The 21,233-nt window shown below is 60.7% G+C and carries 18 protein-coding genes; 6 read left to right on the top strand and 12 right to left on the bottom strand.

Going from position 1 to position 21,233, the window contains the following annotated elements:
* Window positions 1-140 precede the first annotated feature (140 nt).
* The 6 genes from ACIQVE_RS03755 (at window position 141) to ACIQVE_RS03730 (ending at window position 7,114) form a co-directional block, all read left to right on the top strand.
* Complete coding sequence (locus ACIQVE_RS03755) at window positions 141-1,157, top strand: AraC family transcriptional regulator (RefSeq protein ID WP_402804902.1); 1,017 nt, start codon at window positions 141-143, stop codon at window positions 1,155-1,157.
* Window positions 1,158-1,406: 249 nt separating this feature from the next.
* The gene (locus tag ACIQVE_RS03750) at window positions 1,407-3,071 is read left to right on the top strand and encodes an AMP-binding protein (RefSeq protein WP_402804694.1); all 1,665 of its coding nucleotides are present in this window, start codon (window positions 1,407-1,409) and stop codon (window positions 3,069-3,071) included.
* A gap of 16 nt (window positions 3,072-3,087) precedes the next feature.
* Window positions 3,088-3,849: an SDR family NAD(P)-dependent oxidoreductase gene (locus ACIQVE_RS03745; RefSeq protein WP_402804692.1), complete on the top strand. Its 762-nt coding sequence runs from the start codon at window positions 3,088-3,090 to the stop codon at window positions 3,847-3,849.
* Between the two features lie 12 nt (window positions 3,850-3,861).
* Window positions 3,862-5,055, top strand: coding sequence for an acetyl-CoA C-acyltransferase (locus ACIQVE_RS03740; protein ID WP_402804690.1), 1,194 nt, complete (start codon window positions 3,862-3,864; stop codon window positions 5,053-5,055).
* Window positions 5,056-5,197: 142 nt separating this feature from the next.
* Window positions 5,198-6,325, top strand: coding sequence for an acyl-CoA dehydrogenase (locus ACIQVE_RS03735; RefSeq protein WP_402804688.1), 1,128 nt, complete (start codon window positions 5,198-5,200; stop codon window positions 6,323-6,325).
* 15 nt (window positions 6,326-6,340) lie between these two features.
* A complete protein-coding gene (locus ACIQVE_RS03730) occupies window positions 6,341-7,114 on the top strand; it encodes an enoyl-CoA hydratase (protein WP_402804686.1) in 774 nt (257 codons plus the stop codon).
* Window positions 7,115-7,401: 287 nt separating this feature from the next.
* Here the strand turns inward: ACIQVE_RS03730 and ACIQVE_RS03725 are convergent, their stop codons facing one another.
* The 12 genes from ACIQVE_RS03725 to arnB form a co-directional block, all read right to left on the bottom strand.
* Window positions 7,402-8,553 (bottom strand): acyl-CoA dehydrogenase family protein, encoded by a 1,152-nt coding sequence (locus ACIQVE_RS03725; protein ID WP_402804684.1) that lies wholly within the window; start codon window positions 8,551-8,553, stop codon window positions 7,402-7,404.
* A 3-nt stretch (window positions 8,554-8,556) separates the two neighbouring features.
* Entirely contained in the window at window positions 8,557-9,663 is a 1,107-nt protein-coding gene (locus ACIQVE_RS03720; RefSeq protein WP_402804682.1) for an enoyl-CoA hydratase/isomerase family protein, read from the bottom strand.
* Between the two features lie 157 nt (window positions 9,664-9,820).
* Window positions 9,821-10,516 (bottom strand): HPP family protein, encoded by a 696-nt coding sequence (locus ACIQVE_RS03715; RefSeq protein ID WP_402804680.1) that lies wholly within the window; start codon window positions 10,514-10,516, stop codon window positions 9,821-9,823.
* 155 nt (window positions 10,517-10,671) lie between these two features.
* Window positions 10,672-11,850, bottom strand: a complete 1,179-nt coding sequence (locus ACIQVE_RS03710) for an MFS transporter (protein WP_402804679.1) — start codon at window positions 11,848-11,850, stop codon at window positions 10,672-10,674.
* Between the two features lie 208 nt (window positions 11,851-12,058).
* Window positions 12,059-13,438, bottom strand: a complete 1,380-nt coding sequence (locus tag ACIQVE_RS03705; RefSeq protein WP_402804677.1) for a UDP-glucose dehydrogenase family protein — start codon at window positions 13,436-13,438, stop codon at window positions 12,059-12,061.
* Complete coding sequence (gene arnF / locus ACIQVE_RS03700; protein ID WP_402804675.1) at window positions 13,435-13,839, bottom strand: 4-amino-4-deoxy-L-arabinose-phosphoundecaprenol flippase subunit ArnF; 405 nt, start codon at window positions 13,837-13,839, stop codon at window positions 13,435-13,437. The genes ACIQVE_RS03705 and arnF overlap by 4 nt, the downstream gene beginning before the upstream one ends.
* Window positions 13,836-14,180 carry a 4-amino-4-deoxy-L-arabinose-phosphoundecaprenol flippase subunit ArnE gene (gene arnE, locus ACIQVE_RS03695; protein WP_402804673.1) on the bottom strand — a complete coding sequence of 115 codons (345 nt, stop codon included), beginning with the start codon at window positions 14,178-14,180 and terminating at the stop codon, window positions 13,836-13,838. The genes arnF and arnE overlap by 4 nt, the downstream gene beginning before the upstream one ends.
* Window positions 14,177-15,829, bottom strand: a complete 1,653-nt coding sequence (gene arnT / locus ACIQVE_RS03690; protein WP_402804671.1) for a lipid IV(A) 4-amino-4-deoxy-L-arabinosyltransferase — start codon at window positions 15,827-15,829, stop codon at window positions 14,177-14,179. Before arnT ends, arnE begins: the two co-directional genes overlap by 4 nt.
* Window positions 15,826-16,710 carry a 4-deoxy-4-formamido-L-arabinose-phosphoundecaprenol deformylase gene (gene arnD / locus ACIQVE_RS03685; protein WP_402804670.1) on the bottom strand — a complete coding sequence of 295 codons (885 nt, stop codon included), beginning with the start codon at window positions 16,708-16,710 and terminating at the stop codon, window positions 15,826-15,828. The genes arnT and arnD overlap by 4 nt, the downstream gene beginning before the upstream one ends.
* Window positions 16,710-18,716 carry a bifunctional UDP-4-amino-4-deoxy-L-arabinose formyltransferase/UDP-glucuronic acid oxidase ArnA gene (arnA, locus tag ACIQVE_RS03680; RefSeq protein ID WP_402804668.1) on the bottom strand — a complete coding sequence of 669 codons (2,007 nt, stop codon included), beginning with the start codon at window positions 18,714-18,716 and terminating at the stop codon, window positions 16,710-16,712. Before arnA ends, arnD begins: the two co-directional genes overlap by 1 nt.
* Entirely contained in the window at window positions 18,713-19,750 is a 1,038-nt protein-coding gene (gene arnC, locus ACIQVE_RS03675; protein WP_402804666.1) for an undecaprenyl-phosphate 4-deoxy-4-formamido-L-arabinose transferase, read from the bottom strand. The genes arnA and arnC overlap by 4 nt, the downstream gene beginning before the upstream one ends.
* Window positions 19,747-20,895: a UDP-4-amino-4-deoxy-L-arabinose aminotransferase gene (arnB, locus tag ACIQVE_RS03670; RefSeq protein ID WP_402804664.1), complete on the bottom strand. Its 1,149-nt coding sequence runs from the start codon at window positions 20,893-20,895 to the stop codon at window positions 19,747-19,749. Before arnB ends, arnC begins: the two co-directional genes overlap by 4 nt.
* Window positions 20,896-21,233 lie beyond the last annotated feature (338 nt).

Raw genomic sequence — 21,233 nt, 5'->3', positions numbered from 1 at the left:
GAAGGCGTCGAGTCAGTCAACTTATGTCTGGCTGTTCCACCGCTTTCGCGAGCAAGCTCGCTCCCACAGGTTATGTGGTGTGCTTGAGCCGTTGCGGTAAGATGCCCATCACTCAAAAACAACAAGGTCTGCCGCGCTCCATGTTGGAAAAAGACACCATCGCCGTGCAACTGGTGCGTGAAGCGCTGCTGCAAAGTTGTGCCCCGGGCGTGGCCAGGGAAGAATTGTTGAACAAGGTCGGCATTGCCCCGGTCTTGCTGCAAACCGGCGAGGGCCGGGTGCCGGCATCGCAGTATGCAAAGCTATGGCGCCTGTTGGCCCGGCGTGGTGATGACGAGTTCTTCGGCATGGACCCGCGCAAGCTCAAGTCCGGCAGTCTGGAATTCCTCTGCCGCAGCGCAATGGCACAGCCGACCCTGGCGGCCGGGTTGAGCACGGGTTTGAGTTTTCTGTCATTGATGCTTGAGCGTCTGCCGGCGCAACTGGTGCATCAGCAGAGTCTCGCGGAAATCGTTCTGCTCGAAGACGATCCCGAACCGCGCCGCGCCTTCACCTATTTCACCTACTGGATGATCGTCCACGGCGTGGCCTGCTGGCTGGCGGGGCGGCGAATTCCGATCCTGGCCATCGAACTGCGTTGCCCGGCGCCGGACTTTACCGATGACTATCGGGTGATGTTCTCGGAAAACCTGCGCTTTGATCGGCCACGCACACGGATGATCTTTTCCGCCGATTGCCTCGATTTACCGATCAAGCGTTCCGCCGAAGAACTGAAGCGCTTTCTGGCTCACGCGCCGGCCAACATTCTGGTCAAGTACCGCGACCCGCAGAGCCTGGCCAGCCGGATCAAACAGGATTTGCGCCAGTTGCCTGCCGAGCAGTGGCCGGAAACCGAAGCCTTGGCGCAGCAGTTGTGCATGTCGGCCTCGACCTTGCGCCGCCGCTTGGCCGAGGAAGGGCAGACGTATCAGGGCCTCAAGGACAGCGTGCGCAAGGAACTGGCGATTGTCTGGCTGGCCGAGCCTTCAATCAGCTTTGTCGAGATCGCCAGCCGCTTGGGGTTTGCCGACGCGAGTTCGTTCTACAAGGCGTTTCGCAAGTGGTCGGGGTCCAATCCCGGGCATTACCGGGCATTGATCCTTAACGAAGCCGTCTGATCCGAATTGTATATCCGGTTGATCCGGCCTCTTCGCGAGCAAGCTCGCTCCCACAGGGGAATGCATTTCAGAATGTGGGAGCGAGCTTGCTCGCGAAGGCGTCTTTGCAGGCGCCACATTTTCTGAACCGTGGCCAAACCAGTCAGCCACTTTGATGGCTTTGACCATTGCCCCAAACCCCTTACAGCGCGACTATCCCTCTGTTGTTTACGGTTCCCAGCCTAATAAAAACACAGAGGGATTCTGGCAATGCGCGATTACTTGTCTGCCACCGAACAGTTCAACTATCAGCACACCGTGGACGCCGCGCTCAGCGGCTCGCTTGAGGCGCTCAACGCCTGTGTCGAATGCTGCGACCGCCATGCCTTGCCGGGGCGCATCGCGCTGTTCTGGGAGGGTCGCGACGGCGCCAGTGCGACGTACACTTTCAGCGACTTGCAGGACAAAGCCGCGCGTTTCGCCAATTTCCTCCTCGCCCAGGGCGTGCAGAAGGGTGACAAGGTCGCCGGTCTGCTGCCGCGCAACATCGAATTGCTCATCACCGTGTTCGCCACTTGGCGCATTGGCGCGGTGTATCAGCCGCTGTTTACCGCGTTCGGCCCCAAGGCCCTCGAACATCGTCTGAACAGTTCCGGCGCCAAAGTCGTGGTGACCGACGCCGTCAATCGGCCGAAACTCGCTGAAGTCGCCGACTGCCCGACACTGGTGACCGTCGGCGGCGCCAAGGGCCAGGGCATTGTCCGTGGTGATTTCAGTTTCTGGGCAGAACTGGCCAATTATTCCAACGTCTGTGAACCGGTATTGTTGAGCGGCGAAGACCCGTTCCTGCTGATGTTCACCTCGGGCACCACCGGCCCGGCGAAAGCCCTGTCGGTACCGCTCAAGGCTATTGTTGCGTTCCAGAGTTACACCCGCGATGCGGTGGATCTGCGTCCGGAAGATGCATTCTGGAACGTCGCCGATCCGGGTTGGGCCTATGGCATCTATTTTGGCGTCACCGGCCCGTTGGCAATGGGACATCCGATCACTTTCTACGATGGCCCGTTCACCCTCGAAAGCACCTGCCGGGTGATCAACAAGTACGGCATCACCAACCTCACCGGTTCGCCGACGGCCTACCGTCTGCTGATTGCCGGCGGTGATGAGTTCGCCAAATCGATCAAAGGCAAGCTGCGCATCGTCAGCAGCGCCGGCGAGCCGCTGAACCCGGAAGTGATCCGCTGGTTCGCCGACAACCTCGACGTGGTCATCCACGACCATTACGGCCAGACCGAACTGGGCATGGTGCTGTGCAACCACCATGGCCTCGACCATGCGGTTCACGTTGGCGCCGCCGGTTTCGCCTCACCGGGCCATCGCATCGTTGTGCTCGACGAGCAGCACAAGGAACTCGGCGTCGGTCAGCCGGGCATCCTCGCCATCGACCGCGCCAAGTCGCCGATGTGCTGGTTTGGTGGCTATGAAGGCGCGCCGACCAAAGCTTTCGTCGGCGATTACTACCTGAGCGGCGACACCGTGGAGTGGAACCCGGACGGCAGCATCAGTTTCGTCGGCCGCAGCGACGACGTGATCACCACCTCTGGCTACCGTGTCGGCCCGTTCGACGTCGAAAGCGCACTGATTGAACACCCGGCCGTGATCGAGGCGGCGGTGGTCGGCAAACCCGACCCGGAGCGCACCGAACTGGTCAAAGCCTTTGTGGTGCTCAGCGCGCAGTACCGCGCGGCGCCGGAATTGGCCGAAGAGCTGCGCCAGCACGTACGCAAGCGTCTGGCCGCGCATTCGTACCCGCGTGAAATCGAATTTGTCAGCGACTTGCCCAAAACCCCGAGCGGCAAATTGCAGCGCTTTATCTTGCGCAACCAGGAAATCGCCAAGGCTCAAGAGGCCGCGGCGCACAACGTTTCAGCTTGAATCGAAGGAAACAGTCATGCAGATCGAGAACAAGGTTTTTATCGTCACTGGCGGCGCGTCTGGCCTGGGTGCGGCCACCGCTGAATTGCTGGTGAATGCCGGCGCCAAAGTGATGCTGGTGGACATGAACGCCGAAGCGGTGGCCGCCCAGGCCAAGCGCCTGGGTGCGCAAAGCGTCGTCGCCGACATCAGTAATGAAGCCGCCGCCGAAGCCGCCGTTCAAGCGACCGTCAGCGCATTCGGCAGCCTCAACGGTCTGGTCAACTGCGCCGGCATCGTGCGTGGCGAGAAAATCCTCGGCAAGAACGGCCCGCATGCGTTGGCCAGTTTTGCCCAGGTGATCAACGTCAACCTGATCGGCAGCTTCAACATGCTGCGCCTCGCTGCTGCGGCGATTGCCGAGAGCGAAGCCAATGCCGACGGCGAACGCGGTGTGATCATCAACACCGCCTCGGTGGCGGCGTTCGACGGCCAGATTGGTCAGGCCGCGTACGCAGCGTCAAAAGGCGCCATCGCCAGCCTGACTTTGCCCGCCGCCCGTGAACTGGCGCGCTTCGGCATCCGCGTGATGACCATCGCCCCGGGCATTTTTGAAACCCCGATGATGGCCGGCATGACCCCGGAAGTCCGCGACTCGCTGGCCGCCGGCGTACCGTTCCCGCCGCGTCTGGGTAAGCCTGCCGAGTACGCCGCACTGGTTCGGCATATCATCGAAAACAGCATGCTCAACGGCGAGGTGATCCGTCTCGACGGCGCCTTGCGCATGGCCGCCAGGTAAAGAGGATTTGTCATGACTATTTCCAACGATCCGATTGTCATCGTCAGCGCCGTCCGCACCCCGATGGGCGGGTTTCAGGGCGAACTGAAAAGCCTCACCGCACCGCAACTCGGCGCCGCCGCGATCAAGGCTGCGGTTGAGCGCGCCGGTGTCGCCAGCGATGCAATAGACGAAGTGTTGTTCGGTTGCGTGCTGCCCGCCGGTCTCGGCCAGGCACCTGCACGGCAAGCAGCGCTGGGCGCCGGGCTGGATAAATCGACCCGCTGCACCACCGTTAACAAGATGTGCGGCTCGGGTATGGAAACCACCATTCTGGCCCACGACATGCTGGTCGCTGGCAGTGCCGATGTGGTGATCGCCGGCGGCATGGAAAGCATGTCCAACTCGCCGTATCTGCTGGACCGTGCCCGCGCCGGTTACCGGATGGGCCATGGCCGGGTGCTGGATTCGATGTTCCTCGACGGTCTCGAAGACGCCTACGACAAGGGCCGCCTGATGGGGACTTTTGCCGAGGAATGCGCCGACACCAACGACTTCAGCCGTGAAGCGCAGGACGCCTTTGCCATCGCCTCGACGACCCGCGCGCAACAGGCGATCAAGGACGGCCGCTTCAAGGACGAAATCGTCCCGCTGACCGTGGCCGTCGGGAAAGAGCAGGTGCTGATCAGCAATGACGAGCAGCCGCCGAAAGCCAAACTGGACAAGGTCGCTTCACTGAAACCGGCGTTCCGCGAGGGCGGTACGGTGACGGCGGCGAACTCCAGCTCAATCTCCGACGGCGCGGCGGCGCTGGTGCTGATGCGTCAGTCGCAGGCGCAAAAACTTGGTTTGAAGCCGCTGGCGGTCATTCACGGTCACTCGGCGTTTGCCGATACGCCGGGGCTGTTTCCGGTGGCCCCGATCGGGGCGATCAACAAGCTGGTGAAGAAGACCGGTTGGTCGCTGGCCGAGGTTGACTTGTTTGAAGTCAACGAAGCGTTTGCCGTGGTCGCCATGGCTGCCATGAAACACCTCGATATCCCGCACGAGAAGCTGAATATCCACGGCGGCGCGTGTGCGCTGGGTCATCCGATCGGTGCGTCCGGTGCGCGGATTCTGGTGACGCTGCTCTCGGCGTTGCGCCAGAACAATCTGAAACGCGGCATCGCGGCCATCTGCATCGGTGGTGGTGAAGCAACGGCCATGGCCGTGGAATGCGTGTATTAAAGCAAGCGCTAATCCCTGTGGGAGCGGGCTTGCCCGCGATGGCGGTGAGTCAGACAGCCAATATGTTGACTGACACGGCCTCATCGCTGGCAAGCCAGCTCCCACAGGGTCCTGTGTGGTAACCCGGATTCAAGGACTCACCATGATCCCCAACGAAGACCAACAACAGATCCGCGACATGGCCCGGCAGTTTGCCGAGGAACGGCTGAAACCGTTCGCCGCCGAGTGGGATCGCGAGCACCGTTTTCCCAAGGAAGCCATTCGCGAAATGGCCGAACTGGGCTTCTTCGGCATGCTCGTGCCGGAGCAGTGGGGCGGTTGCGACACCGGTTACCTGGCCTACGCCATGGCCCTGGAAGAAATCGCCGCCGGCGACGGTGCCTGCTCGACGATCATGAGCGTGCACAACTCGGTGGGTTGCGTGCCGATCCTCAAGTTCGGCAACGATGACCAGCGCGAACGCTTCCTCAAACCGCTGGCCAGCGGTGCGATGCTCGGCGCGTTCGCTCTGACCGAACCGCAGGCCGGTTCTGATGCCAGCAGCCTGAAAACCCGCGCACGCCTGGAAGGCGATCACTACGTGCTGAACGGCTGCAAACAGTTCATTACCTCCGGGCAAAACGCCGGGATCGTGATCGTGTTTGCGGTGACCGATCCAGGTGCCGGCAAACGCGGGATCACCGCGTTTATTGTGCCGACCGATTCGCCGGGCTACAAAGTCGCCCGCGTCGAAGACAAGCTCGGCCAGCACGCCTCGGACACTTGCCAGATTCTCTTCGAAGACGTCAAAGTGCCGGTCGCCAACCGTTTGGGCGAGGAGGGCGAAGGTTACAAAATTGCCCTGGCCAACCTTGAAGGTGGACGCGTCGGTATTGCCTCGCAATCGGTGGGCATGGCCCGCGCGGCATTCGAAGCGGCGCGCGATTACGCCCGTGATCGCGACACGTTCGGCAAGCCGATCATCGAGCATCAAGCCGTTGCCTTCCGCCTCGCCGACATGGCGACGCAGATCGCCGTTGCCCGGCAGATGGTGCATTACGCGGCCGCCCTGCGTGACAGCGGACAACCGGCGCTGGTCGAGGCTTCCATGGCCAAACTGTTCGCCTCGGAGATGGCCGAGAAAGTCTGCTCGATGGCCTTGCAAACGCTCGGCGGTTACGGTTACCTCAACGATTTCCCGCTGGAGCGCATCTACCGCGACGTGCGCGTCTGCCAGATCTACGAAGGCACCAGCGATATTCAGCGCATGGTTATCTCGCGCAACCTCTGACAAGGAATTTTATCCATGACTTACGAAACGATCCTGCTGGAAAACCACGGCCGCGTTGGCCTGATCACGCTCAACCGGCCGCAGGCGCTGAATGCACTGAACGCGCAACTGGTCAGCGAAGTTAACCAGGCACTCGACGTGCTGGAAGCCGACGCCAACATCGGTTGTATCGTCATCACCGGCTCGAAGAAGGCGTTCGCTGCCGGCGCCGACATCAAGGAAATGGCCGAGCTGACCTATCCGCAGATCTACATGGACGACCTGTTCAGTGACAGTGACCGCGTGGCCAACCGCCGCAAGCCGATCATCGCCGCCGTCAACGGCTTTGCCCTGGGCGGAGGCTGTGAGCTGGCGTTGATGTGCGACTTTATCCTGGCTGGCGACAACGCTAAATTCGGTCAGCCGGAAATCAATCTCGGCGTGCTGCCGGGCATGGGCGGCACCCAACGTTTGACTCGCGCTGTGGGCAAAGCCAAAGCCATGGAAATGTGCCTGAGTGGGCGTTTGATCGACGCGGTTGAGGCTGAGCGTTGCGGCATCGTCGCGCGGATCGTGCCGAGTGATGAGTTGCTGGATGAAGCGCTGAAAGTTGCTGCAGTGATCGCCAGCAAATCGCTGCCGATTGCGATGATGGTCAAGGAAAGCGTCAACCGTGCGTTTGAGGTCAATTTGACTGAAGGCGTGCGCTTTGAGCGCCGGGTGTTCCATGCAGCGTTTGCGACGCAGGATCAGAAGGAAGGGATGGCGGCGTTTGTGGCTAAGCGCACGCCTGAGTTCAAGGGTAAGTAACGCGATTAGAAGCAAAAGAGCCCCTCACCCTAACCCTCTCCCGGAGGGAGAGGGGACTGACCGGGTTGTTTGGGCGTCATGCATCGACCTGGACCACCGAGGTGAACTCAGATTTTAAAAGCCTGCAAATTACCTTGTGGTAACCCGTCGGTCTTCAGAATGAAGAAGGTGCACTGTCGAATCCATCATCAACCCGATCTCTCAGGTCGATGTACAACGCCAGACACCTCGGTCGGCCCCCTCTCCCTCGGGGAGAGGGCTGGGGTGAGGGAAAGAGGGCCATCACGCTACAACTGGTAGTTCTTCAGCTCCCGGGCAATCACCATCCGCTGAATCTCGCTCGACCCTTCATAAATCTGGGTAATCCGCGCATCGCGGTAGTACTTCTCGACCGGATAATCTTCCAGATACCCATACCCGCCATGAATCTGAATCGCCGACGAGCAGACCTTTTCGGCCATCTCCGAAGCAAACAACTTGGCCTGTGAGGCCTCTGACAAACACGGTTTGCCCGCCGTGCGCAACCGCGCCGCATGCAGAATCATCAGCCGCGCCGCGTTCAATTGCATGTGCATGTCGGCCAACAGATTGGCGATGCTCTGGTGCTCGTTGATCGGTTTGCCGAACTGCACCCGATCACGCGAATAAACCAACGCCGCTTCAAACGCCGCACGGGCGATGCCCAAGGCTTGCGCGGCAATGCCGATGCGTCCGCCTTCAAGGTTGGACAGGGCAATCGCCAGACCTTTGCCACGTTCGCCGAGCAGGTTGGCCTCGGGAATGCTGCAGTTGTTCAGCGTCACCGCACAGGTGTCGGACGCGCGAATGCCCATTTTGTGTTCGGTGCGATCGACGATGAAACCCGCTGTATCGGTGGGCACCAGAAACGCCGAAATGCCTTTCTTGCCCAGATCCGGATCAGTCACCGCAAACACGATCGCCAGTTTCGCTCGTTTGCCGTTACTGACAAATTGCTTGGCCCCGTTGATCACCCACTGGCCGTCGCGCAGTTCAGCGCGAGTGCGCAGGTTGTGCGCTTCGGAGCCAGCCTGCGGTTCGGTCAGGCAGAAGCAGCCGATGGTTTGACCGCTGGCCAGATCCGCCAGCCAGGTCTGCTTCTGCGCTTCGCTGCCGTAGTTGAGCACCGGGCCGCAGCCAACGGAGTTGTGGATGCTCATGAACGCACCGGTCGCGCCATCGCCGGCGGAAATCTCTTCCACTGCCAACGCATAAGCGACGTAATCGACGTAGGTGCCGCCCCATTCTTCAGGCACGACCATGCCCAGCAGCCCCAGCTCGCCCATCTTCGCCACCAGGGCGTCGTCGATCCAGCCAGCCTTTTCCCAGGCTTGCGCATGAGGCGCGATTTCGCCGCGGGCAAAGTCCCGGGCCATGTCGCGGATCATCACTTGTTCTTCAGTCAGTTCGAGATCGTGCATGGCTCAGCTCCCGCTCTCAGCAAAACCGTGGAAGAAACTCGCCACGTGCGCAGCGTCCAGCGCGGCAAGGGTTGGCGGGTTCCAGCGAGGTGTCTTGTCTTTGTCGATCAACAGGGCGCGGACGCCTTCGATCAGGTCGCCACGGGCGAACCACTGGCGATCCAGATGCAGTTCGAGGGCGAAGCACTGTTCCAGGCTCAAGTGCCGGCCACGACGGAGCATTTCCAGCGTAACAGCCATGGCCAGCGGCGAGCGGGACTCCAGCAGGTCAGCCGTGGTGGTCGCCCATTCATGGCTGTTGGCAACGGTGACGGCGCGCAGTTGCTCGACCATACTTGGCACGTCCGGCAGCGCAAAAAAATGGTCGATGGCCGGACGCAAGGTTTCGAGCGGCGCATCGGGAAGGGATTGCACGGCGTGCTTGGCCAACAGGTTTTGCAACGACTTGAGCGGCGTGTCCTGCCATTCCATCTGATCGAGTTTTTCATCGAAGATGGCCAACTGGCTGCTGTCCAGATACCAGTCGGCGAGACCGCAATACAGCGCATCGGCGGCGCGGATCTGCACGCCGCTGACGCCCAGATAGATCCCCAGTTCGCCGGGAATGCGCGGCAGGAAATAGCTGCCACCGACGTCCGGGAAATAACCGATGGCCACTTCCGGCATCGCCAGTCGGCTCTTTTCGGTGACCAAGCGCAGATCGGCGCCTTGCACCAAACCCATGCCGCCACCGAGGACAAATCCGTCCATCAGCGCCAGCACCGGTTTGCGGTAGTGATGAATCGTCAGGTCGAGGGCGTATTCCTCGACGAAGAAGTCTTCGTGCAGCGTGTCGCCGCTTTTGAAACTGTCGTAAAGCGAACGAATGTCGCCACCGGCGCAGAAGGCTTTCTCACCGGCACCGCGCAGGACGACGGCATGCACATCGGCGTCGTTCGCCCAGGCATCGAGCTGCTGTTGCAGCAGGCGAACCATGTCGAGGGTAATGGCGTTGAGGCCGGCGGGTCGGTTGAGGGTCAGGTGACCGATGTGGTTGCGAACCTCGGCCAGCACTTCGTTTTGCGTGGCATCCATGGACAGAGTCCGCGGGGATGAAGCCTGAGCAGTCATCACTAACTCCCTGCTTTTATTGTCTTTATTCGAGAAGCTCGCGCGCGAGCGTTAACGGATCGTAACAGTGCAAATTTGCCCTGTACAACGGGGATATGTGCAGGGGCTGTCTGCGTTTTTACATCAGGTGATGAAACGCAATAACAGTGTAGGAGCATCAGGACGGTCGGATGAAAACTTCACCGATGCTGCGCCGCTTGGCATGCAGTTCACTGGCGTGGATCAACTGTTCGAGGTCTTCAGGCGTGATGTCGATGAAGGCCTCCATGTCGGCCAATGCGAGCTTCAGGTCTTCAGCGGTGATCGCCTGGCTGTCGATCGGGGCAACCACGGGCGCCGGTTCGGCGGGACGTTTCGGGTAACGAATGCGCGTCAGATTGTTGTAGGCCAAGGCACTGGCCAACATGCACGCCGCACCGAGCATCACCGGTTCCATGGCTTTCCAGTCCATGGCGATGGTCGCGGGATCGGCCAGCACCAACGTCAGTGCCAACGCGCCGGCCGGAGGGTGCAGGCAGCGCAACCAGCACATCAGAATCAACGCCATGCCCGCCGCCAGACACGCGCTACCGAGTGTTCGGCCGAGCACATGGGCGACCAGCAACGCCACGACGCCGGCACACAGATAACCGCCCAGAATCGACCACGGCTGGGCGAGGGCGCCGGACGATACGGCGAACAGCAACACCGCCGACGCGCCCAACGGGCCGATCAGGTGATAAGCCACTTCATGACCGAACACCTGGGCGCACAGCCACACACTGAACAGCGTGCCCAATGCCATGCCGATGGCGGCGCGGCTCCATTCGGTGGGGCGGGTGTTGATGGCGGCGGGCAACCAGCGAGCGAGCATGTAAAACCGATCCTTGCAAAAATCCGGGCAAAAAAAAGGACTTGCCCGGTAAATCCGGTAAGCCCTCGAAGTGTTCCAACATTGGGGGAGGAACGCGCACAGTGTGCCGATCATTCTCGATGCTGACAAATTCATATTAATGCAGTTTGAGTGCATTACTTTTGCATTAAAGCAGCCCTGCGCCCACTGACGAAACACAGATACCCGCCCAACGCCGCGAGAATACTCAGGGCATAAAACATGCTCGGCGCTGGCGTGTGCATCAGCAGAAACCCGCACATTACCGGGCTTAAGGCACCGCCCAATGCGGCGAGGTTTTGCGCACCGTAGTAGCTGCCGCGCAGTTCTTCCGGGGCCAGGGTGTCGACGAAGAGGAAATCCGCCGGGTAAATGATCATCTCGCCCAAGGTGAAGATGAACATCGCCACGCACCAGCCGACGAGGCTGTCGGCGAAACTGAAGCCGATCAGCCCGACGATGAACAGCGCGGTGCCACCGGCAATCCAGTACCGCAGGTGCTCGCGCTTGAGGAAACGACCGATCTGATATTGCAGCAGGATCACCGTGATCGCGTTGCAGGCGAGCAGGGCGGCCATGGTGTCCAGAGTCTGTTGCTGGGTGTGCGTCACCAGCAGGTATTGCGACAGGTACAAGGTGAAACGCCCGTGCACCAACGTACTGAGCAGGCAGCCGAGGGTGAACAGGACCATCGTGCGGTCGTTTTTCAGGATGATCAGGGTATTCAGAAAGCTTTGCGGCTGGCCGAGCGGCGATAGCGGGCTGACTTGTTTAGCGGCGCCGAGCAGCAGGAACACGCTGCCACAGGCAATCGCACCGGCGACGATAAACGGCGCGGAAGGCTGGATGCCGGCGATCACCACGCCAATCATCGGGCCGACGGCGTAGCCAATGTTGGTCAACGTGTAGGTCAGGGAAAACGCTTTGACGCGCTGCCCGACCGACAGGTTTTCACTGATCATCGCCTTGGAACAGATCAGGAACAGCGCCGAGGCGGTTTCGCTGATGATCAGCACCAGCGTGACCAGATACAGGTTCTGCGCGAAGGTCAGCAGGATCAGGCCAATACCGCTCGACAGCATGGTCAGAATCAGCAACTGACGCTTGTCCAGCCGATCAATGATGTAGCCCCCATAGAGCGACAGTAGCGTGGCGCTGAACACCGCGATGCCCAGCAGCAGACCGACGTCCTGCGGGTTGAGGCCGAGTTTGTTGCTGAGGAACAAGGTCAGCAATGGGCTGATCAGGGCACGGCTGATGACGACCGTCAGCGAGCTGATCATCAGCCGGCGGATCAGGGGAGAGTAGGTGGCCACGAAGAGGTCAATGTCCTTATTTCAGATGCACAGGCGGGCGTCGCCATCCTCACCGGGTCTCACGCAACGGTCAACCTGACACAACAAAAACCCACTGTGGGAGCGAGCTTGCTCGCGAAAGCGGTGTACCAGTCAATACTGGGTTGACTGAACTGACGCCTTCGCGAGCAAGCTCGCTCCCACAGGGTTCCGGGCAATATATAACCGCTCAGGCGACGTCGGACGCATGCGGCCATTGCTGCAGCGGGATCGGCAGTTTGCGCGATTCGCCACGGCCCATCGGAAAGTACTGGAAACCGTTGCGCGCCAGCCGTTCGGCGTCGTACAGGTTGCGACCGTCGAAGATCACCGGAGTGTTCAGGCGTTGTTTGATCAGCTCGAAATCCGGTGCCTTGAACTGCTGCCATTCGGTGCAGATGATCAGTGCGTCGGCGCCGGGCAATACCGACTCGGGCGTGCCCATCAACATCAGTTTTGCTTCGTCCGGATAGAGGTTCTGGGTTTCTTGCATGGCTTCCGGGTCGAACGCGCGCACGCTAGCGCCGGCGGCCCAGAGTTCTTCCAGCAAGACCCGGCTCGGCGCATCGCGCATGTCGTCGGTGTTGGGTTTGAACGCCAGACCCCACAGCGCGAAGGTCTTGCCGCGCAAGTCGCCCTGGTAGAACGCGTTGATGCGTTCGAACAGTTTATGTTTCTGCCGCTGGTTGATCGCTTCGACTGCTTGCAGCAAGTCGCTGGAGCAATGCGCCTGTTCGGCACTGTGGATCAAGGCGCGCATGTCCTTGGGAAAGCACGAGCCGCCATAGCCGCAACCCGGATAGATAAAGTGGTAACCGATGCGCGTGTCGGCGCCGATGCCCTGACGGACCGATTCGATGTCGGCGCCCAGGTGTTCGGCCAGCTCGGCGATCTGGTTGATGAAGCTGATCTTGGTCGCCAGCATGCAATTGGCGGCGTATTTGGTCAGCTCGGCGCTGCGCAGGTCCATGAACATGATGCGGTCGTGGTTACGATTGAACGGCGCGTACAAATCTCGCATCACGTCGCGTACCTCATCGCCCTCGCAGCCGATAACGATGCGGTCAGGACGCCGGCAATCGGCGACGGCGGAACCTTCCTTGAGAAACTCCGGGTTGGAGACGATATCGAAATGCAGCAATCGACCAACCTTGATCAGCGCCTTCTCGATGTGCGTGCGCAAGGTGTCGCCCGTGCCCACCGGCACCGTGGACTTCTCCACCAGAATCAGCGGTTGTTCACGGTGTCGCGCAATCGCATCGCCGACCGAGAGCACATAGCGCAGATCGGCCGAGCCGTCTTCACGCGATGGCGTACCCACCGCAATGAACGCCACCCGGCCGTGCTGCACGGCGAGTTTTTCATCGGTGGTGAACAACAGGCGTTTCGAATCCAGACCTTCGCGCACCAGACTGGCCAGCCCCGGTTCGAAGATACTGACATGCCCTTGGCACAGCAGGTCGACCTTCTTCTGGTCGACGTCCATGCATACGACGTCATGCCCGACCTCGGCCAACACAGCGGCCTGCACCAGGCCAACGTAACCGCTGCCAAATACTGTGATTTTCATGGAGCACTCCTGAATGCTGGCGCATGGGCCGGACGAGTGTTGATGGTGATGACCCCAAGCATGACCAGCGCCACGCCCAGTGATTTGGTAAAACTGAAGGCTTCGTTGAACAGCGGCAGACTGGCCGCCAGCACGTACACCAGCGCATAGCTGATGCTCAGCAGCGAATAGGCGCGGCCCAGTGGCAGATCGCGCAGTGCCGCGAGCCAGCAGAGCATCGACAGGGCGTAGGCAAAAATGGCTGAAACGACCACGGTCAATGCGCGAAGGTCGAGGCTATCGATTGCCAGCCAATGCTCGGGCGCAGGCAGGCGCGTCATGCTCCAGCGCATGCCTAGTTGGGCAGCGCTGGCCAGCAACACGCTTCCCAATGCGAAGGCGATTCCACGGCGCACGCTCATGCCTGTTGCCCCAGCAGAACCACGCCGCCGATCACCAGCGCAACGCCGAGCCAATGCTGACGGTCGATGGGTTCACGGAAGACGAAGCGCGCGATCAGGGTGATCAACACAAAATTGAGGCTGAGCATCGGGTAGGCGACGCCAACTTCCAGACGCTGCAACACCAGCAGCCACACCAGCAGCCCCGCGCCGAGCGCGAGCAGCGCCAGCCACAACCACGGCGAGCGCAGTTTTTCGGCCCAGCGCGAATCAGCACCGCGCCAACTCTCCACGGCGTACTTTTGCGCAATCTGGCCCAGGCAGGTCAGCAGGCACGCGGCCAACAGCAGCAACAGGCTCATGACGCCTCCTTGGGAAGAATCATGATCACCAGATTGCCCTGTTCGTAACGGATGCCGTCCTTTGGCAATCGATCGATTTCGTCCAGTTCGTCCTGCCCCTTGACGCGCATCACCACGCCGACTGAACCACTGCGGCGAGCCTCGCGCATCCACTGTTGCACTTGATCGGGATCGACCCGTTGTTGAATGGCGTCAGGATAGGCAAGGCCATATTTCAATTCGCCTATCGTGTTGTACAAGTCGACTTGCGGCCGTTTCAGGCGCCAGGCCAGGGCAGCAGCGGCGCCCAGATCGTTGCTGAGCAAGTGCGTGGTCTGCGCCAGTTCGCTGAGGTGATGCCGAATAAACTGATCGGGCATCTTGTTGGCGACCACCGATTTGGGCAGCGCCGCCGGCAACAGCGCGACCAGCAGCAGACTGCCAAAGGCCGGCGCCGCCCAGCATTGCAGGGGTAGAAAGGCTTGCAGCAGGTTGGCGATGAGCCAGCCGATCAGGGCGATAAACACCAACATCAGGCTGTGCAATTCGTGGTCGTACAGCGGCCGGTTCAATTGCAGATAAACCAGCACCAGCAGGGCGACGCCGCCGAGCAACAGATTCAGCAGGCCATTGAGGCTCAGCGCTTGAGACTGCTCCATACGCAAACGGTCGGCCAATGCATTGCCCAACAGCAACGCCAGCGGCAGCAGGCACGGCAGAATGTAGGTCGGCAGCTTACCGTTGCTCAGGCTGAAAAACAGCAGCGGCATTAACAGCCACAGCAGCAGGAACACCACATGAGGCTGAGTGCGGGTTTGCCACGCCTGCTTGAACGTGGCCGGCAACAAACCGGCCCACGGCAGGCTGAAGGCGATCAGCAGCGGCAGGTAAAACCACCACGGCGCATCGTGTTGGGCGTTGTCGCCGGCAAAGCGACGGATGTGTTCATGCCAGAAGAAGAACCGCCAGTAATCCGGCTCCTGCGCATGCACGGCCAGCACCCACGGCAGGCTGATGATGATCGCGATGGCAATCGCCACCGGGCCGTACAGCAACAGCTCACGCCAGCGCTTTTGCCAGAGCAGCCAGGGCACCGCGATCAGCACCGGTAATAACCAGGCGAGAAAGCCTTTGGTCATGAACCCCATGCCGCACGCCAGCCCCAGCACGGCCCAGGCAGTCATGCGCTTGCCGCGAGATTGACTGTCGAGGGCAAACCACAGCGCTACCAGACTCAGGTTGACCCACAAGGTGAACTGCGGATCGAGGTTGGCGTACCCGGCCTGGCCGGCGACGATGGTGAAACTCATGTAGAGCAGGGCGCAGACGAAGCTTTTACGCGGCTCGCTCCACATCCGTCGGGCGATCAGGTAGCACAGCAACACGCTCAAACCGGTGCTCAACGCCGAGGCAAAGCGCACGCCGAACAGGTTCTGCCCGAACAAGCCCTGACCGAGGGCGATCATCCAGTAACCGGCAATCGGTTTCTCGAAGTAGCGCAGGCTCATGAAATGCGGCGACACCCAATTGCCGCTCAGCAGCATTTCCTGGCTGATTTGCGCGTAGCGGGTTTCGTCGGGAATCCACAAACCATGGCTGCCCAGTGGCAGCAGATACGCCAGCAGGCAGATTCCCAGTAACAGCAGCGGCAATGCCCAACGTTTGGTCATGCGCCTTGCACTCCCAGCCAGCCTTCACGACCTTCAAGGGCGCCGCGCTCCACGCGACCCACGGGCAAGGTATTGAGGAACTCGGGCAACAAGTCGCCCAGCGGTTTGAAGTCGATGTTTCGCTGGCGTGCATCGGCCAACAATTGGCGAAAGTCCCGAGCCATCAGAATCCCTTCTACTTCGGCATGGATGGTGTAGGTGTTGAGCTGGTGCGGGCGGAAGTGATCGAGGATGAACGCGTTGAAATCCCGCGCCGCGACGATGGGGCCGACGATCTCGTCGAAAGTCGGCAGGTCCACCGGAATCTGCGGTGTGCCCGGCGTGCCGTCCGCCAACAAAGGGCGGAACAGCCGCGAGCCCCGGCAATCGCTGTTGTAGCGAAAGCCGAAGGCTTGCTTGGCCTCAATCACACGCGCGTCGGCACGCCAACCGGCAGCGGCCGAACACTCGACTTTCTCGCCAAGAATGTCGCTCAACGTGTCGACGCCCTGGCGGATCTGCTCGATCAGTTTTGCCTCGCTCCAGCGCCCGGCATTGGCTTGCCAGCCGTGGTGATCCCAAGCGTGCAGGCCGACTTCATGTCCGGCGTCGCGGGCCTGACGCATCAGGTGCCCGAGGTCGCGACCAATCGGTTTGCCCGGCCACGCGGTGCCGGCCAGCAGAATGTCCCAGCCATACAGGCCGACCGCGTTGGAACGGAGCATCTTCCACAAAAACTGCGGACGGATCAGGCGCCACAGATGCCGGCCCATGTTGTCGGGGCCGACACTGAAGAAAAACGTTGCCTTGATCTGCGCCTCGTCGAGTATTTCCAAGAGGCGCGGCACACCTTCGCGGGTGCCGCGCCAGGTGTCGACGTCAATGCGTAGACCGGCCTGCATCAGCTCGCCTCTTTTTTCGATAGCGAAGCGATTTCACGCATGGCTTCGCGCAGGAAGAAGTCCAGCGTGTTGCCGATGGTCTCGCGCATTTCCACGGTCGGCGTCCAGTCGAGCAGCTGCCTGGCGTTGGCGATGCTCGGTTTGCGGTGTTCGACGTCCTGGTAACCGGCACCGTAGAACGCCTTGCTCTCGACGTCGCGGAACCCGGCGAACGGCGGAAAGTTGTGGCGCAGCGGGTGCGCTTCGAACTGGCGCAGCAACTCTTCGCCCAACTGCCGGATGCTGGCCTCGTTGTCCGGGTTGCCGATGTTGATGATCTGGCCGTTGCAGACGTCGTTGTCGTTATCGATGATCCGCGCCAGTGCTTCGACGCCGTCGGCGATGTCGGTGAAGCAGCGTTTCTGCTCGCCACCGTCGAACAGGCGAATCGGCGTGCCTTCGACCAGATTGAGGATCAGTTGCGTGATCGCGCGGGAGCTGCCGATACGCGCCGAGTCCAGACGATCAAGGCGTGGGCCCATCCAGTTGAAGGGGCGGAACAGAGTGAAATTCAGGCCTTTGGCGCCGTAGGCCCAGATCACCCGATCCAGCAGTTGCTTGGACACCGAGTAGATCCAGCGCTGTTTGTTGATCGGGCCGACGATCAGGTTGGAGGTGTCTTCGTCGAAGTTCTGGTCCTGGCACATGCCATAGACTTCCGAGGTCGACGGGAAGATCACGCGTTTGTTGTATTTGACGCAGTAGCGCACCAGTTTGAGGTTTTCTTCGAAATCGAGTTCGAATACCCGCAGCGGATTGCGCGTGTATTCAATTGGCGTGGCAATCGCTACCAGCGGCAGGACCACGTCGCATTTCTTGATGTGGTACTCGATCCACTCAGAGTGAATGCTGATGTCGCCTTCGACGTAGTGGAAGTGCGGATGGCTGCGCAGACGCTCGATGGCGTCGGAACCGATGTCGAGGCCATACACCTCGTAGCGGTCATCACGCAGCAAACGCTCGGACAAGTGATTGCCGATGAAACCGTTGACGCCAAGGATCAGCACGCGGGTGCGGCGTGGCGCACGGGCGGACTCGGTACCGCGCAGCAGCGAGCCGTCGACCAGGCCCAATTCATTGGCCAGTTGCGGGCCGCTGAGGTACAGGCCGTTGTCGTTGCGCTGACCGGAATGGATCACCAGCGAGTCTTCACCGCAGGCAATGCGCAGCGGATTAACGCTGATGACGCGGCCCGGTGCCTGGCCTGCGTTGCCTTTGACGACCTCGGCGCTCCAGACGATCAGCTTGTGCTCGCCCACCGCGCAGAAGGCGCCTGGATACGGCTGAGTCACGGCGCGAACCAGATTGAACAGTTGCTCGGCAGGTTGCTGCCAAAGCAGTTTGCCGTCTGCCGGTGTGCGACGGCCGAATACGCTGGCTTGCGATTCGTCCTGCGCGGATTCGCTGACTTTGCCTTGGAGCATGGCCGGCAAGGTGTCGCGCAACAGATCAATCGCCGCAATGCGCAGCTTGCCGTGCAGGCTCAGCGCGGTGTCGCTGCGCTCGATGGCCACGCGTTGCTGGGCGACGATGGCGCCGGCATCGGCCCGTTTGACCATGCGGTGCAGGGTCACGCCAGTTTCGCTTTCGCCGTTGACCAGCACCCAGTTCGCTGGTGCGCGGCCACGGTAACGCGGGAGTAACGAACCGTGCAGGTTGAACGCGCCTTTTTTGGCGGTGGCCAGCAATGGCTCGCTGAGCAGATTGCGGTAGTAGAAGGAGAACAGGTACTCAGGGTCGAGTTTGGCAATGCGTTCGATCCACAGCGGGTGATTGACGTCTTCCGGGGCATGCACCTGGATGCCTTTGCTCGCACACAATTGCGCCACTGACGCGTAGAAAGCGTTCTCTTTCGGGTCATCGGCGTGGGTGAACACGGCGGCAATGTCATAGCCGCTGTCGAGCAGCGCTTGAATGCCGGCGCAGCCAATATCGTGGTAAGCGAAGACAACTGTTTTTGCGCTCATGAGAGAACCTGACCGGAAGTAGAAGAAGTAGAGGAAGAGGAAGAGGAGAGACCGTCAACGGTGATGGCAGGCGCCGGGTTGGAGGCGTGGCTGCGCAAGACCTTTTCAATGAAGAACCGCGGGCGGGCGCGCACGTCGCTGTACATGCGCCCCAGGTATTCGCCGAGCAGGCCCATGCCGATGAACTGGCCACCGGTGAACACGAACAGCACGGCGAACAGCACGAACAAGCCATCGCCCGCCCAGCCCGCGCCGAGCACCAGTCGCAACACGATCAGCACGGCGGCAAACAGCACGCCAAGCCCGGCCATGGCGAAGCCGACGATGCTCAAAAGGCGCAGCGGTGTGGTGGTCATGCAGGTGATCAAGTCGAACATCAGGTTGATCAGGCGCATCGGGCTGTACTTCGAATCGCCATGCTCGCGTTCGGCGTGGGCGACGACGATTTCCGTGGTGTGGCGGGCGAAGCTGTTGGCGAGGATCGGGATGAAAGTGCTGCGCTCGCGGCAGGCGAGCATCGCGTCGATGATCGTGCGACGGTAAGCGCGGAGCATGCAGCCGTAGTCGCTCATGGCGACCCCGGTGGAGCGTTGCACGGCGAGGTTGATCAGCTTCGACGGCCAGCGCCGCAACGCCGAGTCCTGACGATTGCCGCGCACGCTGCCGACTACGTCGTAGCCTTTTTCAGCCTCGGCGATCAGGCGCGGGATTTCTTCCGGCGGGTTCTGCAGGTCGGCGTCGAGGGTAATGACCACGTCGCCCTTGCACTGCTCGAAACCGGCCATGATCGCCGCGTGCTGGCCGTAGTTGCGATTGAGGATGACGGCCACGAACGGGCTGTCTTCACGGGTGGCGGCCTCTTCGAGAATGCTTGCGGAGTCGTCGCGACTGCCGTCGTCCACCAAGACGATTTCATAGTCGTGACGCAGCATCCGGCACGCCGCTTCGGTGCGGCGCAGCAGTTCTGGCAGGCTGCCCTGTTCGTTGTAGACCGGGATGACAATCGACACGCAGCGGATCGGATAGGGCTTCACGGGCGTTTGTCCATTAAGTTGGAAATGGCGCCGACCACCCGATCAAGGTCTTGATCGGTCATGTCGGGGAACAACGGAATCGAACACAGCCGCGCCGAATTCCATTCGGTGTTAGGCAGGTACAAGTCGGGGTCACGCTGGCGATACCAGGCGTGCAGGTGGGTGGCGATGAAATGGATACCGGTGCCGATGCCCTGGTCCTGCAAACCTTTCATGAAGGCCTCTCGGTCGATGCCGCAGTGCTCGCGGTCGATGCGCAGAATGAACAGGTGCCAGGCGTGCTGTTGCGCGTAGGCGGGCAGGGCCAACGGCTGCACCGGCAGGCCTTCGAGCTTGTGCTTATAGGCCGTGGCCAACTCGGTGCGACGGGCGTTGATGTCATCCAGCCGTTGCAGTTGCACCAAGGCAATCGCGGCGTTGATGTCGGCCAGGTTGTATTTGAAACCCGGCTCTATCACTTGTGCCTGAGGCTTGCGGCCGCCGGTCAATCGATCGTAGGCGTCAACGCCCAGACCATGAAACTTGAGCCTGCGCACGCGGTTGGCCAGGGCTTCGTCGTCGGTGACGAACATCGCGCCTTCGGCACAGGTCATGTTCTTGATCGCGTGGAACGAGAAGATCGCCGTGCCTTGCGCGCCGACGTGACGACCCTTGTAGCGGGTGCCGGCAGCGTGGGCAGCGTCTTCGATAACGGCGATGCCGTGTTTGTCGGCCAAGGCGTACAGCGGATCGAGATCGAACGCGGCGCCAGCGTAATGCACCGGAATAATCGCCTTGGTGCGCGGGGTGATAGCCGCTTCGATGGGGGCAACGTCGGTCATCAGGGTGTCGCGGTCGACGTCGACAAACACCGGTTTGGCGCCGATCAGCGAGATCATGTTGGCGGTGGACACCCAGGTTTGCGACGGCGTGATCACCTCGTCACCGGGGCCGATGCCAAGTGCCAACAGGGCGATGTGCATGCCGCCTGTTGCCGATGAAAGTGCTACCGCATGACGGCAGCCCACATAGTTGGCGAATTGCTCTTCCAATGCCTGATTTTTTGCGCCAGTGGTTATCCAACCCGAACGTAATACTTGTTCAACGACGGCTATCTCTTCTTCGCCGATACTCGGCCGGGAGAACGGCAGGAACGCTTGACTCATAAGAACCTCGAGGCGACAGCCAACCTTCAGCCAATTGTCTGAAAAACACGGAAATTCAATGGTTTGGGGTACCGCCCGGGGAATGTCTGATTGACTTTTACGCCCGCGGACGGCAGGTTGTAGGCCTTGCGGGGCAACCTGTTGTCATTAAGGTTATGCCGGTTTTTGTCAAAGGAACATGAAAAAACGGTCGGTTAATCGTCTAACTGTGAGTCATACAGCGATCGTTCAGACTTCTTCCGCTTATCGGCATTTTTAGTAGAAAAGTCCTACGCAAGAGTCGCCGCTTATATAAGTTTCGTTGCACTTTTAAGTTGTTTTATTGAACTGTTTTTATT

The organism is Pseudomonas sp. NPDC098747 (assembly GCF_044760045.1).
Lineage (GTDB): Bacteria > Pseudomonadota > Gammaproteobacteria > Pseudomonadales > Pseudomonadaceae > Aquipseudomonas.
This window is presented reverse-complemented; position numbering and strand designations above follow the sequence as displayed.

Excerpts from the sequence above, each read along its gene's own strand:
- ACIQVE_RS03755 (WP_402804902.1), top strand. The coding sequence starts at position 141 with ATGTTGGAAAAAGACACCATCGCCGTGCAACTGGTGCGTGAAGCGCTG.
- ACIQVE_RS03750 (WP_402804694.1), top strand. The coding sequence starts at position 1,407 with ATGCGCGATTACTTGTCTGCCACCGAACAGTTCAACTATCAGCACACC.
- ACIQVE_RS03745 (WP_402804692.1), top strand. The coding sequence starts at position 3,088 with ATGCAGATCGAGAACAAGGTTTTTATCGTCACTGGCGGCGCGTCTGGC.
- ACIQVE_RS03740 (WP_402804690.1), top strand. The coding sequence starts at position 3,862 with ATGACTATTTCCAACGATCCGATTGTCATCGTCAGCGCCGTCCGCACC.
- ACIQVE_RS03735 (WP_402804688.1), top strand. The coding sequence starts at position 5,198 with ATGATCCCCAACGAAGACCAACAACAGATCCGCGACATGGCCCGGCAG.
- ACIQVE_RS03730 (WP_402804686.1), top strand. The coding sequence starts at position 6,341 with ATGACTTACGAAACGATCCTGCTGGAAAACCACGGCCGCGTTGGCCTG.
- ACIQVE_RS03725 (WP_402804684.1), bottom strand. The coding sequence starts at position 8,553 with ATGCACGATCTCGAACTGACTGAAGAACAAGTGATGATCCGCGACATG.
- ACIQVE_RS03720 (WP_402804682.1), bottom strand. The coding sequence starts at position 9,663 with ATGACTGCTCAGGCTTCATCCCCGCGGACTCTGTCCATGGATGCCACG.
- ACIQVE_RS03715 (WP_402804680.1), bottom strand. The coding sequence starts at position 10,516 with ATGCTCGCTCGCTGGTTGCCCGCCGCCATCAACACCCGCCCCACCGAA.
- ACIQVE_RS03705 (WP_402804677.1), bottom strand. The coding sequence starts at position 13,438 with ATGAAAATCACAGTATTTGGCAGCGGTTACGTTGGCCTGGTGCAGGCC.
- arnF (WP_402804675.1), bottom strand. The coding sequence starts at position 13,839 with ATGAGCGTGCGCCGTGGAATCGCCTTCGCATTGGGAAGCGTGTTGCTG.
- arnE (WP_402804673.1), bottom strand. The coding sequence starts at position 14,180 with ATGAGCCTGTTGCTGCTGTTGGCCGCGTGCCTGCTGACCTGCCTGGGC.
- arnT (WP_402804671.1), bottom strand. The coding sequence starts at position 15,829 with ATGACCAAACGTTGGGCATTGCCGCTGCTGTTACTGGGAATCTGCCTG.
- arnD (WP_402804670.1), bottom strand. The coding sequence starts at position 16,710 with ATGCAGGCCGGTCTACGCATTGACGTCGACACCTGGCGCGGCACCCGC.
- arnA (WP_402804668.1), bottom strand. The coding sequence starts at position 18,716 with ATGAGCGCAAAAACAGTTGTCTTCGCTTACCACGATATTGGCTGCGCC.
- arnB (WP_402804664.1), bottom strand. The coding sequence starts at position 20,895 with ATGAGTCAAGCGTTCCTGCCGTTCTCCCGGCCGAGTATCGGCGAAGAA.